This window comes from Emticicia sp. (assembly GCF_049241225.1).
Taxonomy (GTDB): Bacteria; Bacteroidota; Bacteroidia; order Cytophagales; family Spirosomataceae; genus Emticicia.
This window is the reverse complement of record NZ_JBMLRC010000062.1, coordinates 1-16,218: the sequence shown is the minus strand read 5'-3', so window position 1 is coordinate 16,218 and position 16,218 is coordinate 1. Positions and strand designations below refer to the sequence as shown.

The 16,218-nt window shown below is 38.3% G+C and carries 12 protein-coding genes; 5 read left to right on the top strand and 7 right to left on the bottom strand.

What is annotated here, in order from left to right; genetic code table 11:
* On the bottom strand, positions 1-769 hold a 769-nt coding region (locus ACOVO2_RS04200), incomplete at its 3' end, for an alpha/beta fold hydrolase (protein ID WP_421768761.1).
* A 210-nt stretch (positions 770-979) separates the two neighbouring features.
* Between ACOVO2_RS04200 and ACOVO2_RS04195 the strand changes: the two genes are divergently transcribed.
* Positions 980-2,212 carry an NAD(P)/FAD-dependent oxidoreductase gene (locus tag ACOVO2_RS04195; protein ID WP_421768760.1) on the top strand — a complete coding sequence of 411 codons (1,233 nt, stop codon included), beginning with the start codon at positions 980-982 and terminating at the stop codon, positions 2,210-2,212.
* Positions 2,213-2,578: 366 nt separating this feature from the next.
* Entirely contained in the window at positions 2,579-3,421 is an 843-nt protein-coding gene (locus ACOVO2_RS04190) for a 1,4-dihydroxy-2-naphthoyl-CoA synthase (protein ID WP_421768759.1), read from the top strand.
* A gap of 168 nt (positions 3,422-3,589) precedes the next feature.
* Here the strand turns inward: ACOVO2_RS04190 and ACOVO2_RS04185 are convergent, their stop codons facing one another.
* On the bottom strand, positions 3,590-4,453 hold the full coding sequence (locus ACOVO2_RS04185; protein ID WP_421768758.1) for a LytTR family transcriptional regulator DNA-binding domain-containing protein: 864 nt from the start codon (positions 4,451-4,453) through the stop codon (positions 3,590-3,592).
* A gap of 162 nt (positions 4,454-4,615) precedes the next feature.
* Positions 4,616-7,483: a gliding motility-associated C-terminal domain-containing protein gene (locus ACOVO2_RS04180; protein WP_421768757.1), complete on the bottom strand. Its 2,868-nt coding sequence runs from the start codon at positions 7,481-7,483 to the stop codon at positions 4,616-4,618.
* Positions 7,484-7,738: 255 nt separating this feature from the next.
* On the opposite strand from ACOVO2_RS04180, the gene ACOVO2_RS04175 reads away from it, so the two are divergent.
* Genes ACOVO2_RS04175 through ACOVO2_RS04165 form a run of 3 tightly spaced genes read left to right on the top strand, consistent with a single transcriptional unit; the run spans position 7,739 to position 11,348 of the window.
* Entirely contained in the window at positions 7,739-8,515 is a 777-nt protein-coding gene (locus ACOVO2_RS04175; RefSeq protein WP_421768756.1) for a succinate dehydrogenase cytochrome b subunit, read from the top strand.
* A 43-nt stretch (positions 8,516-8,558) separates the two neighbouring features.
* Positions 8,559-10,544 carry a fumarate reductase/succinate dehydrogenase flavoprotein subunit gene (locus ACOVO2_RS04170; RefSeq protein WP_421768755.1) on the top strand — a complete coding sequence of 662 codons (1,986 nt, stop codon included), beginning with the start codon at positions 8,559-8,561 and terminating at the stop codon, positions 10,542-10,544.
* A 60-nt stretch (positions 10,545-10,604) separates the two neighbouring features.
* Positions 10,605-11,348, top strand: coding sequence for a succinate dehydrogenase/fumarate reductase iron-sulfur subunit (locus ACOVO2_RS04165; RefSeq protein ID WP_421768765.1), 744 nt, complete (start codon positions 10,605-10,607; stop codon positions 11,346-11,348).
* Between the two features lie 106 nt (positions 11,349-11,454).
* Here the strand turns inward: ACOVO2_RS04165 and ACOVO2_RS04160 are convergent, their stop codons facing one another.
* The 4 genes from ACOVO2_RS04160 to ACOVO2_RS04145 form a co-directional block, all read right to left on the bottom strand.
* Positions 11,455-11,691, bottom strand: a complete 237-nt coding sequence (locus tag ACOVO2_RS04160; protein WP_421768754.1) for a hypothetical protein — start codon at positions 11,689-11,691, stop codon at positions 11,455-11,457.
* Between the two features lie 148 nt (positions 11,692-11,839).
* Positions 11,840-12,964 carry a DNA polymerase III subunit beta gene (gene dnaN / locus ACOVO2_RS04155; RefSeq protein WP_188769657.1) on the bottom strand — a complete coding sequence of 375 codons (1,125 nt, stop codon included), beginning with the start codon at positions 12,962-12,964 and terminating at the stop codon, positions 11,840-11,842.
* A 271-nt stretch (positions 12,965-13,235) separates the two neighbouring features.
* A complete protein-coding gene (locus ACOVO2_RS04150; RefSeq protein ID WP_421768753.1) occupies positions 13,236-14,072 on the bottom strand; it encodes a phytoene/squalene synthase family protein in 837 nt (278 codons plus the stop codon).
* A 178-nt stretch (positions 14,073-14,250) separates the two neighbouring features.
* Positions 14,251-15,720, bottom strand: a complete 1,470-nt coding sequence (locus tag ACOVO2_RS04145; RefSeq protein ID WP_421768752.1) for a phytoene desaturase family protein — start codon at positions 15,718-15,720, stop codon at positions 14,251-14,253.
* Positions 15,721-16,218: the final 498 nt, after the last annotated feature.

Here is a 16,218-nt window from a genome sequence, read left to right as displayed (position 1 = left end):
CAGCCACTTCTGTTTGAATTTTATCAAGAAAGTTTTCGAGATAGACATTAAATTCAGCAGGGCGTTCCATCATCGGAGCGTGGCAGCATTTATCAATGAAATATAATTCCGAATTTTTAATAAGTCGATTAAACTCAAAACCTACGTGCGGAGGCGTAATTGTATCATTTAAGCCCCAAATTAAGCAAGTTTTCACATGAATATTCTGAATCTCTTTCGACATGTTGTGTCGTTGAGCCGATTTTGCAATCTGCACAATATTCATACATTTTGGAATACTCGATGTAATCTCAAAGCATTCGTCAATCAATTCTTTCGTGGCCGTATTTGGGTCATAGAAAGTGTAAGCAACTCTTTCTTTAATATATTCGTAGCTTCCACGTTTCGGGAACGAACCACCCATGGTGTTTTCAAATAACCCCGAACTTCCTGTCAGAATCAAAGCTTTTATATTTTCTTGGTGAGCTAAGGTATAGAGCAAACCTACGTGTCCGCCAAGTGAGTTTCCTAAAATAATAATATCGTCGAGTTGTTTGTAAGCCACAAAACGCTCAATAAATGCCTGCAAACCTTCCAAACTTGCTTCACGCATCGGCATATCGTAAATGGGCATCACTGGAATAACAATTCTACAACGGTGCTTGAAACCCTCGATTACATCATCAAAATTGCTCAGTGCTCCGAATAGTCCGTGTAGAATCAATAATGTATCACCTTGACCTTCGTCAATGTACTTGAACTCGCCTTCTTGTTTTACTTCGTAATTCATTCGATAAATAAAAAAAACTGATTGCTGTTTATTTATGTTGTACTAAAAGATTAAATATTGCAAAGCCCTGATATTAGGATGAATTATTGAAAATTCATCAATTGTACCGCAAAGCTTGGTATATTTGTGCTTATTAAAGACAAAATAGGGTTTTTAAATCGAATTTTCAAAACTTTTAATTCAAAAACGTCAAACCTTCAATAAAAGTTTATGAATGATTTTTCAACAGTAATCATTGGTGGTGGTATTTCGGGACTTACTTGTGCAAAGTATCTTAACGAAAAGGGATATAGTTTTATGCTTTTAGAAGGCTCTGATGCTTTGGGCGGACGAGTTCGCACTGATAAAGTAGACGGTTTTTTGCTCGACCGTGGTTTTCAGATTTTATTGACAAATTATCCAGAAGCCAAGAAAATACTCAATTATAATAACCTCGACCTAAAGTATTTTGGTTCGGGAGCAATGATAAAAGCCGAAAAGGGTTTCATGAAAATGGAAAATCCTTTCCGCAATAAAATGGCGTATCTGACAATGGCGTTTTCGTCGGTCGGTTCGTTGAGTGATAAACTAAAAATTAGAAAATTTGCTAACGAATTGGCCGAAATTCCCGACGATGAGTTTTTCAAAATGGAAGCAACTGATACGCTTACTTTTCTGAGAAACTACGGTTGGAGTGAGAAAATGATTAATAATTTCTTCAAGCCATTTTATGGAGGAGTTTTTCTTGAAAACGATCTGGTAACTTCAAGTAATTTCTTTCAATTTACATTTAAGCAATTTTTCAAAGGTGATGCAGCTATTCCAGCCGATGGTATGCAAGCAATTCCCGAACAAATTGCCGAAATGTTGCCAAGAAATAGTATTCGTAAGAATGCTCGTGTAAAGGGTTTTGAAGGAAATCAAATATTTTTGGATGGGGGAGAGGTTATCACAGCCGATAGAATTGTAGTAGCCACCGATCCTAAAACAAGCGATAAACTCTTGGGCGAAACCAACGAACGAACTTATAACATAACTACTTGTACGTATTTTTCGGCCGAGTCTTCGCCATTGAAAGGACAAAAGTTTATTGCACTTAACCCGAATCGTCGAGGAGCTGTACATAATGTGTGTGTGCCAAGCGATATCTCTTCTGATTACGGAAACGCAGGAAAATCTTTAGTCTCGGTAAGTACACAAGGTTTAGAAAAATTGGATGAAAGAAACCTAACAAACAGAATCAAACGAGAATTATTCGATTGGTTTGGGGCTTCGGTCAATGTTTGGAAACATCTAAAAACTTATCATATCCCTGAATCTTTGGTGCAATACCGTGCAGGTAGTGAACGCCAAAATTCAAAACTTGGTGACAATCTCTACCGTTGTGGAGATTATCTGGCCTATCCATCGCTCAATGCCGCTATGCAAACGGGTCGAGAAGTTGCTCAGATGATAATGGAGTAGATGATGGAAATGATTTATGATGAAATAGATAAGGCTATTTTCAAGATATTGTATAATCACAAGCCCAAGCCTATCGGATACCAAGTATTGGATAGGAAAATGATTGACGAAATGAACGAAGATTTTACTTTTACAAGAACGTTGTCAAAAAGGATGCAGAAATATGTTGAGTTGGATTTCTTTATATACGAAAATTTGAAAGGCTATACTATTACAGAAAAAGGGATAAAAGAGTATTTGAAAATGATATTATGATTATTAAGTAATAAAATATGTTTTTTAAAACCCAAATAATGGCTTTAAAGTAAGAATATAGTGCGTTTTTACAGTTTACATTATTCATTTTACATTCTACATTAAATAGATATGCTTAACTCAGAATGGCAAACTGCCAAAGAATACAAAGATTTAACTTATAAAAAGCGTAATGGCGTGGCAAGAATTGCTTTCAATCGCCCAGAAGTACGCAATGCTTTTCGTCCGAAAACAGTTTTTGAACTCATTGATGCCTTTGAAGATGCTCGCAATGATGCTTCGATTGGGGTAGTATTGCTTTCGGCCGAAGGTCCTGCACCAAAAGATGGCGTTTGGGCATTTTGTAGCGGTGGAGACCAACGTGCCAGAGGCAAAGATGGCTATAAAGACGAAAGAGGAGTAGGGCGTTTGAATATTTTAGAAGTTCAGCGTCAGATTCGCTTCATGACCAAGCCCGTAATTGCCGTTGTACCTGGTTGGGCTGTTGGTGGTGGGCATAGCCTTCACGTAGTTTGTGATATGACGATTGCCAGCAAAGAACACGCTATTTTCAAGCAAACTGATGCAAATGTAGCCAGTTATGATGCTGGGTATGGTTCGGCCTATTTGGCTCGCCAAGTAGGGCAGAAGCGTGCAAGAGAGATTTTCTTTTTGGGCAGAAATTATTCGGCACAAGAAGCATTCGATATGGGAATGGTCAATGCCGTTGTACCGCACGATGAATTAGAAGAAACGGCTTATCAATGGGCTCAAGAGATTTTGGAAAAGAGTCCGATGGCAATCAGAATGTTGAAATATGCCTTCAATATGATTGATGATGGTTTGGTTGGGCAGCAGATTTTTGCAGGGGAGGCCACTCGTTTGGGCTATATGACCGACGAAGCTCGTGAAGGACGTGACGCTTTCTTAGAAAAACGCAAGCCAGATTATGACCAATTTCCGAAGTATTCGTAATTTGTGATTGGTGACTGGTTATCTGTTACTGGTTATCGTTAGAAAATACACAGAAAAAGCCGCAGTTTGAATCAATCAAACTGCGGCTTTTTCTGTGTAAAGAGTAGAACATCTATTCGTAATCGCACGGGCGACCCCGTCGTAATTCGAATAATTCGTAAATTCTTCTTACTGTCCAATTTGCTCCAATTTTTTATGGAATTTCCATGAAACAGGAATCTCGTGTTTCGTGCGGGCAATACGTAAACGATATCCACGAGCATTACCTTCTACTTTATGAATACCACGCATATTAATTACGAAATTGCGGTGCAAACGCACAAATTGTGGGTGTGCGGCCAATTCTTTTTCAACTTGTGCGAGTGGAGTTTGAATGGTTGTTTTTTCAACGCCCATTAGGCTTTGCCAATAGAAATCGGTCGAATCCTTCGAGGTTTCAGCATAAATCAATTGGTTTGGTATCAAACTCAATTTTTGTCCACTTTCACCAAAAACCATCACAGGAAATAGTTGTTTACTGGCTGGCGGATTGATTGATTCTAAGCTGCTATTGATGTTTTCGGCAGTGGTAGAAAATTTATTATGAAATAAATTCTGCTGTATAAAAGTAACGAGTGTAATCGGAATGATTGCAATAGCTACAACTGCCAAAATATCAGTCAGTGAAAGACTCGTAATTTGAAAAGTACTACCATAAATCATTACAAGAATTCCTACAATAAAAAAACTAATAGTTAGGTGTATAATTTGACGAGCAACGGTCCATTGTTGGTCATTATAAAAACTCGCAAGGGCCATTGGTAATACAAATTTTGCAATTAACATTCCTACAAAGGCAACAATACCGAAGCCAATTAAATAGAGTGTTTTTGATTCGTGAGTAAACTCTGAAATGCCAAAGGGTTGAACACCAATAGCTACAATAGCTACAAACAAGCCAACCAAAAGAGAAATAATAAAACCTCTGGTTGAGCTGATAGAAGTGGCCATCGGTTTGTTAAACGATGCAGTAATTTTACCTAAAATATTCATTTTTAATAATAGAAAAGTTTGATTATCTCCGCAAATAGCGTGTTTTGATTTGGTTTATCAAAAATTATACCAATTAATTGGGGTGCAAAGATAGCTGTTTAGGCTTAAAAAATATCATTATTAGAAATTAAAAGTCTGTTTTATGGTTTGATAATCAATGGTTTATTTAATCAACTCTATCCAGCCTTTAATAGTTGTTGGTATTTCGTCGGCTTTATCTAAGCGTTGAATAACCACTTGCGAAACATAATAGTAAGTACCCGAAGGCAACTCTGTGCCGTTGCTGCTTTTTCCATCCCAACTCAGCGTATTCCCACTCGACTCATATACTTTTACACCATAACGATTATAAATCTCTACAGAAATAGTTTTTATAAATGCCGAGCAAGTCATCGGAGTAAAAGTATCGTTCTTTCCATCACCATTCGGAGTGAGTACATTGGGTAACTCAACAACCGGGCAATTATCTTTGCAAATAATATTACTTGGTGCACTTTCAATATTTAGACGATTGACGGCCGTAATATAATAGCAACCTGCAAAACCATCCTGAAGAGGCTTTGTATGCGTAAAAGAGGTTTCGGTAGCAGGCACAGAAGCCAAAAACTTAGGTTGCTCGTCTTTATAGCGGGCATAATAGATGTTGTATTTCAAAATATCAACTCTGCAGACCACACCCCCAGCACTTTGTGGTGTTCGCCAACTAAATTTATTTGAAATGGTATTTGCTTCACAGATAGCTTTACGGTCGAGATTCTGGCAGTTGATTTCTTCCGAACTAAAAGTAGGCGGGCAAGGTGGCGTATTGTCAATCGGACTACCACATGCCACTTGTGATAAGTTATTGAGTAAACCCAGTTGCGGTAAACGAGTATAAGCCCCCACTGTTTCTACTTTATAGCAATACGATGTATCTATTTTCATTTGAATAGTATTCACTCCGTCATTTGGGAATCTATCGGTTCCATCATCAACGTAAGTGAAAGTATTTACAGCTCCAACCGAAACTTCGGCAATGATATTAAAAGTGCCAGGCCTTGTACGAGATTCTCGATACACGCGGTGTCTGCGGTTATCGTTGCTCCAGGGTACATTCGCTTGCCAGTTGATTCGAACTCTTTGAGCATCAGATACAGCTGTGAGCCTTACGCTACTTGCTACTTGACTTTCGGCCAGTACCTTATCGTTTTCATACAAAAACGCTACTTTGTATGTATAGCCATTCTGTAGTGTATTTAGCCCTCCATCAACAAATACAGTATCGGCAACTCCTCTAATAACTCTTGTTGAGATACTCGTTACGAGCTGAAATGCCCCACCGTTGATGCCTGTTGCTCGATACAGTTTATACTGATACGGCCCTTTGTATTCTGTTGAGTCAAATCCAAGTGGACGAGTCCATTTTACACTAATTCTTCCCGTTTGCGTTTCTGTACTTTCAACACTTACATTAGTTATTACAGGAGCTCTTAGTGGTAATTCACTGCCTACGCAGGCTTCATTTGATGGAACACTCGGAATTGAAACAAATTCAGAAGCAGCCAAACTAGCTACTATACTATAGCTGTAAATTTTACCATTCTCTGATTTTGTGTCAAGAAAGAAAGTATCTTTTACCGAAATACGAGCAATCTCCACGAAACCCAATGAGGCAGGAAGTCCGATTTCGCACTGAGCAGGAATATAGTTTGAACAGCCCTCTTTGCGGTAAACTATCATTTCGGCATTAGTAATACTACAGTCAGGATAACGCTGCCAACGTAATTCTACGCCTCGTTCGGTGCTTCTTGCCAAAAGTCCTCGCGGTCTAGGTGGAATAACCTTAATTTTTACGGTTCTGGTGTCAGTAAGTTGAACTGCAAATCTGCCTGGAAAGTCTTCGACTTTGAATAATACATCATAGGCTTGCTCCCTTACATGCTTACAGTTAGTCTCCCACGAAAAATTTCCTTCCGCAGGACTTCTTTGAATAAGATTTAAAGGAATAAATCTGGCTTCAGCGGGGGCTACAAAACTTGCAGCTACTCCAGATGCATCACGGTTGTACACCCCGCTATTGGTTGTAATTCTAACATTGTTATTGTCACCATCAGTAGCCGTAACCTTAAATTCAATTTTTTGACCAGCTTCCACACAAATCTGATTAGGTACATTCAAAATTGGCCTTCTATTAGGTGTCTCTACAACAATAATCTGCATATCTCGTGTAATCTCACCGATTTTTGAATACTGCCCATTCGCTCCCTTTCGCCATTCTTCAATAATGAAAGCCACATTTATTTGATATTGCGGAGTCGTCCATTTTCCAGGGGCATCCCAGATCAAATCACCCGTAGTAGAGTTTATTCTAAAAGTAGATGGGCCAGAACCATCCTCTGTGAATGTATTTGTTCCAAGTGTTGCAGGGTCTCGGTATCCGGTAATAGCTTCACCCGCACCCGACCCCTCACCGAAATCTCTCTTAGGAATAGTTAATCGATAAGCTAAGCTATCGCCATCTGCATCAAAAGCACCTGGATTATGAATAAACCTCTTGCCAACGCCTGCCGTATCAATTGGAATATTTAAAAGTACGGGAGTGCTGTTTAAGCCGAGCGAACCATTAACAAAAATCGTAGTTTCAACAAAAAAACTAATCTCATCGGTTCGTCCAGGTAAATTTACTGTATTAGCGTTTCGATTGGTAATTGCACATGTAATTGTGTATCGTCCTTGTGCAGGAAAAGTAAAAGTTGTATCGTAAACATTACACATCGTCGATGTATTAATCAACGATTTTTTCTTACGTTTTACAGTATAGAGTGGCACACCCGTTACACCAAAATAGAAATTTACAGTGTTTTGGCCTTCATTAGCCGTTACACCATTGATTTGGTCAGTGTATGTAGTTAAGGTAACCCGATAGGTAAGGCTTGTATTTGAAATTCTCTTAGCCGTAATTTCTCCTGCTCGAATATGGGTGGCTCTTGCATTAGAAATAGCGAAAAGACCGATAATAAATGAAAAAAATATAAATTTCAATGCTTTCATAGACAATTGATAAGGATTTACATAAACATAAACGAAAAATACGGAATCCTTGTGTTAATTATGAATAGTTTTTTTGAAAACAATTTTACAGAACAAAATGTTGGATTTTTAATAGCAATAATAAATTATCAAAAAAGTGAAAAGTTTTATTGATTCTAATCTATTTGTGGCTTACTTTTGGGCGTTGAAAGTAATTGTACTTTTCAAAGGAATGTAAAATTCGTCAATTGTTCATTAAAATTATTAGATAAGGCTATGTCTTGGCTCACAAAAACGTTAACAAGTTCAATTGGAAAGAAAGTCCTGATGTCACTTACAGGCCTATTTCTTTGTACTTTTCTATTAGTACACCTCGTTGGAAATCTGCAACTTTTTAAACATGATGGCGGGTATGCCTTCAATAAGTATGCAGTTTTTATGACCACTTTTCCACTCATTAAAGTTGTTTCTTATGTAAACTATGCTTTGATTTTATTCCATGCTTTTTGGGGGCTTTACCTCGAATTTCAGAATCGCCAGGCACGTCCTGTTCGTTATGCAGTTGTAAAAAATTCATCGACGTTCTCAAGCCGAAACATGGCAATTCTTGGTACAATTTTATTAGTTTATATTGTAGTGCACATGGGCGATTTTTGGTACAAATTCCATAATGAACCACTTCCATACGTACAGTATGTTGAAAGCATTACAACCGGTGAAGTTGTAACTCAGAAAATGCCAGAAACCTACACTCAAGAGGTGAAGATGGTTGAGATGGTTAATGAAGCAGCTGGTACTCGTACGTACATCGTAAAAGACTTGTATGAGCAAGTAGGTATTTCATTTAAAAATCCGTTATTGGTGATTTTCTACATTTTAGGTATGGTTGCCGTAGGATACCACTTATATCACGGATTCCAAAGTGCTTTCCAGACGATGGGCTGGAATCACCCTAAATATACACCACTTGTGCAGTTTATCGGTACTTGGATTTTTGCTATCGCAATTCCACTCGGATTTGCCGCAATGCCAATCTACTTCTTTTTGCAATAGTAAATGGTAATTGATTATAACAGAACTAATTGATAGAAATAAAATGTCAGATAAACTAATCTCCAAGATACCTGAAGGACCACTTTCAGAAAAATGGACAAAATATCGTTCGACTGTACCATTAGTTAACCCTGCCAACAAACGTAGTCTTGAAATTATCGTTGTTGGAACAGGTTTGGCAGGTGCATCAGCTGCTGCTACTTTGGCCGAAATGGGCTATGCTGTTAAAGCATTTTGTTTTCAAGATTCTCCTCGTCGTGCTCACTCAATTGCCGCACAAGGAGGTATCAATGCCGCAAAAAATTATCAAAACGATGGTGACTCTACTTACCGTTTGTTTTATGATACCATCAAGGGTGGTGACTACCGTGCGAGAGAAGCAAACGTGCATCGTTTGGCCGAAAACTCGGCGAGCATCATCGACCAATGTGTGGCTCAAGGTGTACCTTTTGCTCGTGATTACGGCGGTATGTTGAAAAACCGTTCATTCGGTGGAACGCAAGTAAAACGTACTTTCTACGCTGCTGGACAAACTGGCCAACAATTACTTTTAGGTGCTTATTCGGCACTTGAGCGTCAGGTAGGTTTGGGTAATGTGAAAATGTATTCACGCCACGAAATGCTTGAAGTTGTAATGATTGATGGCAAAGCACGTGGTATTATTGCAAGAAATTTAGTTACTGGCGAAACAGAACGCCATTTCGGACACGCAGTATTGCTTTGTACGGGTGGATACGGAAACGTATTCTATCTTTCAACCAATGCAATGGGCTCGAACGTAACGGCAATCTGGAAAGCTCACCGCCAAGGTGCATTCTTCGGAAACCCATGTTTCACACAGATTCACCCAACTTGTATTCCTGTATCGGGCGACCACCAATCGAAACTTACTTTGATGTCAGAATCATTGCGTAACGATGGTCGTATTTGGGTTCCTAAGAAAAAAGACGACCCAAGAGCAGCCAACGATATTCCAGAAGATGAGCGTGATTATTATTTGGAAAGACGTTACCCTGCATTTGGTAACCTCGTTCCTCGTGATATTGCTTCACGTGCAGCTAAGGAGCGTTGCGATGCTGGCTACGGTGTGGGTGCAACCAAACAAGCGGTTTACTTAGACTTTAGGTCAAATCTTATCAATAAATATGGTCGTGCTGAGGCTTCGAAATTGGGTATCGAAAATCCAACTATCGAACAACTCGTAGCATTGGGTAAAGAAGTAGTGAAGGAAGAATACGGTAACTTGTTTGATATGTACAAACAAATCACTGGCGAAGACCCTTACGAAGTGCCAATGCGTATTTATCCAGCGGTTCACTACACAATGGGTGGCTTGTGGGTAGATTACAACTTAATGACCACAATTCCAGGACTCTATGCTTTAGGTGAAGCAAACTTCTCTGACCACGGTGCAAACCGTCTCGGAGCTTCAGCTTTGATGCAAGGTCTTTCGGATGGATACTTTGTGATTCCTTATACAATCGGTGCATACCTTTCTGGCGAAATCAAAACTAAGTCGATTCCAACTGACCATCCTGCCTTCGTTGAAGCAGAAAAAAGTGTGAAGGATAGAATCAACAAGTTATTGAGCATCAAAGGAACACAATCTCCAGAATCTTTCCACAAACGTCTGGGTAAAATTATGTGGGATAAGTGTGGAATGGCTCGTAATGAAAAAGGTTTGAAAGAAGCTATTGCCGAAATTCAAGCATTGAAAAAAGAGTTTTGGTCAGACGTTAGAATCTTAGGCGATGCTGATGGGTTTAACCCAGAACTTGACAAAGCAGGTCGTGTAGCCGATTTTATTGAATTGGGTGAATTGATGTGCGTTGATGCTCTTTCTCGTAATGAGTCTTGCGGAGGACACTTCCGTGAAGAATACCAAGAAGATGGTGGTGAAGCCAAACGTGACGATGAAAACTTTATGTTTGTATCGGCTTGGGAATTCAAAGGCGAATCTCAATGGGAATTGAACAAAGAACCATTGGTTTACGAAAACATCAAGATTGCACAAAGAAATTATAAATAACCCCCAGCCCCTAAAGGGGGGCTTTATAAAAACTCTGATAAGAATATGTCACATGGTAATATGACAATAAATCTCAAGGTTTGGAGACAAAAGAACAGTAAAACTGCTGGAAATCTCGAAACTTATGTAGTGAAAGGCATCTCAGAAGATATGTCTTTCTTAGAAATGTTCGATGTTTTGAACGAACAACTAATTGCTGAAGGCAAAGAGCCAATCGCCTTCGACCACGATTGTCGTGAAGGTATCTGCGGTATGTGTAGTATGTACATCAATGGTCGTCCGCATGGCCCATTGCAAGGTGTAACTACCTGCCAACTACACATGCGTAGTTTCAAAGATGGCGATACTATTGTGGTTGAGCCTTGGAGGGCCACCGCTTTCCCAGTAATCAAAGACTTAGTTGTTAACCGTTCGGCTTTCGACCGTATCATTGCATCTGGTGGTTTTGTATCAGTAAACACTGGTAATGCCCAAGATGGAAACTCGATTGCTGTTCCGAAAAACGAAGCAGATAAAGCTTTTATGGCTGCCGCTTGTATCGGTTGTGGTGCTTGTGTGGCTGCTTGTAAAAATGCTTCAGCTATGCTTTTTGTTTCGGCAAAAGTTTCACAATTAGCATTATTACCACAAGGACAAGCTGAGCGTCAAGACCGTGCCTTAAACATGGTTGCTCAGATGGATGCGGAAGGTTTTGGTAGTTGTACAAACACTGGTGCTTGTGCAGCAGAATGTCCGAAAGAAATCTCACTCGAAAATATCGCTCGCTTAAACCGTGAATACCTCGGTGCAAGCTTGACAAAATAAGAGATTCGTAGAGTTTGAATAAAAAAATGCCTGTTTCTGAAAGAGACAGGCATTTTTTATGCTTCGACTAATGTGATAAGTGGTGTGTAGAATTTAAATTTATCCATTACATATAATCTTTTAAATCGTCTAACGGGTCATTAAAATCATCAGGAATGGACATAGTTTTACCTTCTAAATGAGCCAAACGTAAAAGTCCCCCAGGTACTCTTTTCTGAAGTGGCTTTGTTTTTTTTTCTTCATTCAAAAAAGTAACTAAACCCTCTGATTTTTCAATATCTGGTGCAGGCTCAGAGAAAGTCAGCACACCATTTTCATAAATACCTTTAATTGAAGTGTACATAATCGTATTTGTTTTTTACAAATCTACCCAAAAACTATATTAAAACAGTTCATAAACAAAAATCCCTGTCTCGTCAGAGACAGGGATTTTCATTGCAATATATTGATGTGATGTATTATCAATTATTCATTTTACATTATCCATTAAATTAAGCATACGTATTCAACATCACTGGCATAACCAACATCAATGTATCTTCATTCTCAGTTTTCTCAACAGGAATAATCAAACCAGCACGATTTGGCTGCGACATTTCCAACGAAATATTTTTCACGCTCAAGTTATTCAACATTTCAATCAAAAACTTAGCATTGAAACCAATTTCCATTTCTTCGCCATCGTATTCACACGAAAGTTTTTCAGTTGCTTCGTTTGAGTAATCTAAATCTTCCGCCGAAATCACTAATTCATTTTGCGAAATCTTCAAGCGAATCTGGTGCGTAGTTTTATTCGAGTAAATCGAGATACGTTTCAAAGTACTCAATAATTCTGTACGTTCGATGCGTAGTTTATTCGGATTGTTTTGTGGAATCACATTTTCGTAATCAGGGAAACGCTCATCAATCAATCGGCAAATCATCTTGATGTGTCCAAAGCTAAAGAACGCATTTGAATTACTAAACTCAGCTTTCACTGGCATCATTTCAGCCGGAAGTGATGATTTCAATAAATTCAACGCCTTACGAGGTAAAATCATCGTAGTGCTATTTGGTGAAGTTACATCTTCACGGCGGTAGCGAATCAAACGATGACCATCAGTAGCAACAAATGTAGTTGAGCTTTCAGAAACTTGTACGAAAACCCCAGTCATAGCAGGGCGTAAATCATCAGTGCTTGTCGCAAAAATCGTATTTGCAATGGCCGAAGCAAGCGTATCAGAATCCATTTCGATGCTGAACGTACGATTTACCTGCGGAACTCTCGGAAAATCCATCGGATTTTCTCCTGCCAATTTATAGCGACCATTAGCCGTTACTAATTCTGTTCCAAAAGTTTCTTCATCAATATTTATCTGTACAGGTTGCTCAGGCAAGCTGCGTAAAGTATCGAGTAATAAACGTGCTGGCACAGCAAACGAGCCACTATCACGAGATTCTACTTCAAATTCGGTAATCATAACCGTTTGCATATCAGATGCCGTAACGGTCAAATTGCTTTTATCTAATTGAAACAAAAAGTTTTCGAGAATCGGAACAATCGGATTGCTGGCAATCACACCATTGATTGTCGAAAGGTGCTTTAGTAATGTAGATGATGAAATAACAAATTTCATGGGTTTTATCGGTTTTCTATTTATATCTCAATTTATGTAACTTGAAAATTATAATCGACTCAGCTATATAACTTTCTTAGTATGAATGCTTACTGTGGCCTTATTGACTCTTGACCGTGGACTGTTTCTTTACTTATTCACGAAAATAATGCCAAATTTTTCGGCACAGAATAAGTCAGCAAAAGTAGTGAAAATTATAATTATCCCAAAGAAAAAAGACTACTGGTTTCCCAATAGTCTTTTTATGATGATGAAGCCTAAATTACGACTCTTAAAGTACATTCAAACTGCTCTGAACCAAGGTTTTTGCTAATAACGCAAACTTAATTCTATCCGGAACTCTGATACGTTCGTGCTGAATTCTATTCGCTGCCGTCTGTTTGATTCTTCCAAAAAGTTTCAAATAATAGACATAAGCTAAATACACTCCTTTTCTTGCTCCTTCTGGCAGCCCCATAATTCCTCGGTAAGCATTATCAAAATCTCTCTGAATATCATCTTCAATAATGGCTTTTGCCGAAATATCAAAATTCTCGAAATCAACTCCTGGGAAATAAACTCGGCCACGCTCACTAAAATCGCTCTTCAAATCTCGTAAGAAATTTACTTTCTGAAAAGCGGCTCCTAAACTACGGGCATCGGCTTTCAATTTATCATACAATGCTTCGTTTCCTTCGCAAAACACTCTTAAACACATCAGACCCACAACTTCAGCCGAACCGTATATATATTCATTATAGCCATCGGCATCGTAAGCAATATTATATAAGTCCATTTCCATGCTATGCAAAAACGCCTCAATCAAGTCATGTTCGATATTATATTTTCTTACAACTTTCTGAAACGAGTGTAAAACAGGATTTAAACTGATACCTTCCTCAATCGCAAGGTAGGTTTCTGCCTTGTAGCGGTCGAGTAAAGTTTTTTTATCGAAGCCGTGAAATGTATCTACAATTTCATCAGCGTATCGCACAAATCCATAGATACCAAAAATAGGCTCGTGGTATTTCTTGTCAAGTGTCTTAATACCTAACGTAAAGGAAGTACTGTAAAGCTCAGTTATGAGTTTACTACAACCAAAAGTTGTTTTTTCATACAAATCCAACATTATATTTCTTCGTTCAAACTGTTAGGAAAATAGATTTAGTAGATTCCGAAAATATTTTACATTTAATCATAAAATATGACAAATGTCATTGTAAAACCCTTTCACGAATCAATATACACTAATAAACTAACAAAGTCAAAAAGTGTTTACAGTTTATTAATATAATTTTCATGAAATTCTAAACATTTTCCTTCATCACTTGCTTTGCAACCACCAAACCCGAAATCAACGAAGGTGGAACCCCAGGCCCAGGCACAGTCAACTGCCCAGTATAATAAAGGTTGTTTACCTTTTTATTTTTCAGACTTGGTTTCAAAAATGCCGTCTGCATTAGCGTATTCGCCAAGCCGTAGGCATTTCCTTTATACGAATTGTAGTCGTTCTTAAAATCATCCACCGCAAAACTTCTCTTATAAATCACATGGTTTCTGATGTCGTGTCCTACATAAGCCTCCAATCTATCCATTACTATATGGTAATACTTTTCTCTAATGGCATCGTTGTCTTCCAAATCGGGAGCAATCGGAATCAAGATAAACAAATTCTCTGAACCTTCTGGTGCAACACTATCATCAGTCTTTGAAGGAGCCGATGCATAAAACAAAGGTTTCGATGGCCATTTCGGATTTGTATAAATCTCGTCGGCGTGAACATTGAAATCTTCATCAAAAAACAAATTGTGGTGAGTCAGCTTATCAATCTTACGATTCACTCCTAAATAAAATAGAAGAGAAGAAGGAGCCATCACTTGCTTGTCCCAATGTTTCTCATCATAGTTACGAGTTTTATCGGTCAACAGATTGTTTTCAATATGATGATAATCCGCACCACCAATCACAACGTCGGCTTCGTATGTTCCTTTTTCCGTAACTACGGTTTTTGCCAACTTTCCTTCTACAACTATTTTCGTTACGGGTTCACTAAGCTTAAACTTCACGCCTTTTTCTTTCGCCAACGCAACCATCCCTTTAATAATTTCGTGCATACCACCCATCGGATACCATGTACCGAGAGCAATCTCTGCATAATTCATCAAACTATATAGTGCAGGAGTATTCTGTGGCGTTGCACCCAAAAACAAAATCGGAAACTCCATCAGTTGTAGTAAACGCTCATTCTTAAAAAACTTACGAATATGTTTTCCAAACGAAGCAAACAAATCAAGGCTTATTGCCTTAGATGCTAAACGAATATCAAAGAACTCAGTTATCGAAATACTGGGTTTCCAAACAAACTCCCCGATGCCTACATCATATTTATATTTCGATTCTTCCAAGAAATCACGTAGCCTTGCTGCACTACCAACTTCGATACTCTCAAAAAGCTCTTCCAGTTTTTGCATGTTAGCAGGCAGCGATATTTCTTCTTCCTTATTAAATATAACCTTATATGAAGGGTCAAGTCTTACCAAATTATAATAGTCCGAAGGTTTCTTGCCAAACTCAGCAAAGTAGCGTTCAAAAATATCAGGCATCCAATACCAACTTGGACCCATATCAAACACGAAGCCTTTTTCATTAAAGACCCTTGCCCTTCCGCCAGCCATCGAGTTTTTTTCTATAATCGTAACGTCGCAGCCTTCATCGGCCAATTTGGTAGCAGCCGATAAACCAGCAAAGCCCGCACCAATAACAATAACCTTCTTCATAAAAAACATTAAACATTTTGTGAAACATACCTAAGCCAATCTCTACCTACTGGCTTGTCATACAATACTATATTATATATATAAGGAAACAACACAGCTACAATAGCCAAACTTACAGAATATAACTCAAACCAAGCTAATACATTATAGATAAATAGTAAACACTTATTCATAGCTATACTATATATATGTATAGAGCCTTGAAACTACATTATTACATGAATAGAAAGTAAAGTTTCTGAATGCTTTCAAAACTGAACTTGTTCAGTTTGAATCCAAAGAAACATATTACTTTGTTCCCAAAGACACAGAATTAATTCCGTGAAGAATAATGTTAGCTAAGCTATACATGGTAGAATCTACAATTGAAAAACCCCGACAATCCTAATTTGTTTGAAATATCTACCATTAAATAATACAGTAACACAACAATCCAAGTTGTGCAATAGCTATAAATACTCAGGGAATATGTTTTTTATAGGATAATAAGAAGAACTT

Coding starts and splice junctions, on each gene's coding strand:
- ACOVO2_RS04195 (WP_421768760.1), top strand. CDS start 980: ATGAATGATTTTTCAACAGTAATCATTGGTGGTGGTATTTCGGGACTT.
- ACOVO2_RS04190 (WP_421768759.1), top strand. CDS start 2,579: ATGCTTAACTCAGAATGGCAAACTGCCAAAGAATACAAAGATTTAACT.
- ACOVO2_RS04185 (WP_421768758.1), bottom strand. CDS start 4,453: ATGAATATTTTAGGTAAAATTACTGCATCGTTTAACAAACCGATGGCC.
- ACOVO2_RS04180 (WP_421768757.1), bottom strand. CDS start 7,483: ATGAAAGCATTGAAATTTATATTTTTTTCATTTATTATCGGTCTTTTC.
- ACOVO2_RS04175 (WP_421768756.1), top strand. CDS start 7,739: ATGTCTTGGCTCACAAAAACGTTAACAAGTTCAATTGGAAAGAAAGTC.
- ACOVO2_RS04170 (WP_421768755.1), top strand. CDS start 8,559: ATGTCAGATAAACTAATCTCCAAGATACCTGAAGGACCACTTTCAGAA.
- ACOVO2_RS04165 (WP_421768765.1), top strand. CDS start 10,605: ATGACAATAAATCTCAAGGTTTGGAGACAAAAGAACAGTAAAACTGCT.
- ACOVO2_RS04160 (WP_421768754.1), bottom strand. CDS start 11,691: ATGTACACTTCAATTAAAGGTATTTATGAAAATGGTGTGCTGACTTTC.
- dnaN (WP_188769657.1), bottom strand. CDS start 12,964: ATGAAATTTGTTATTTCATCATCTACATTACTAAAGCACCTTTCGACA.
- ACOVO2_RS04150 (WP_421768753.1), bottom strand. CDS start 14,072: ATGTTGGATTTGTATGAAAAAACAACTTTTGGTTGTAGTAAACTCATA.
- ACOVO2_RS04145 (WP_421768752.1), bottom strand. CDS start 15,720: ATGAAGAAGGTTATTGTTATTGGTGCGGGCTTTGCTGGTTTATCGGCT.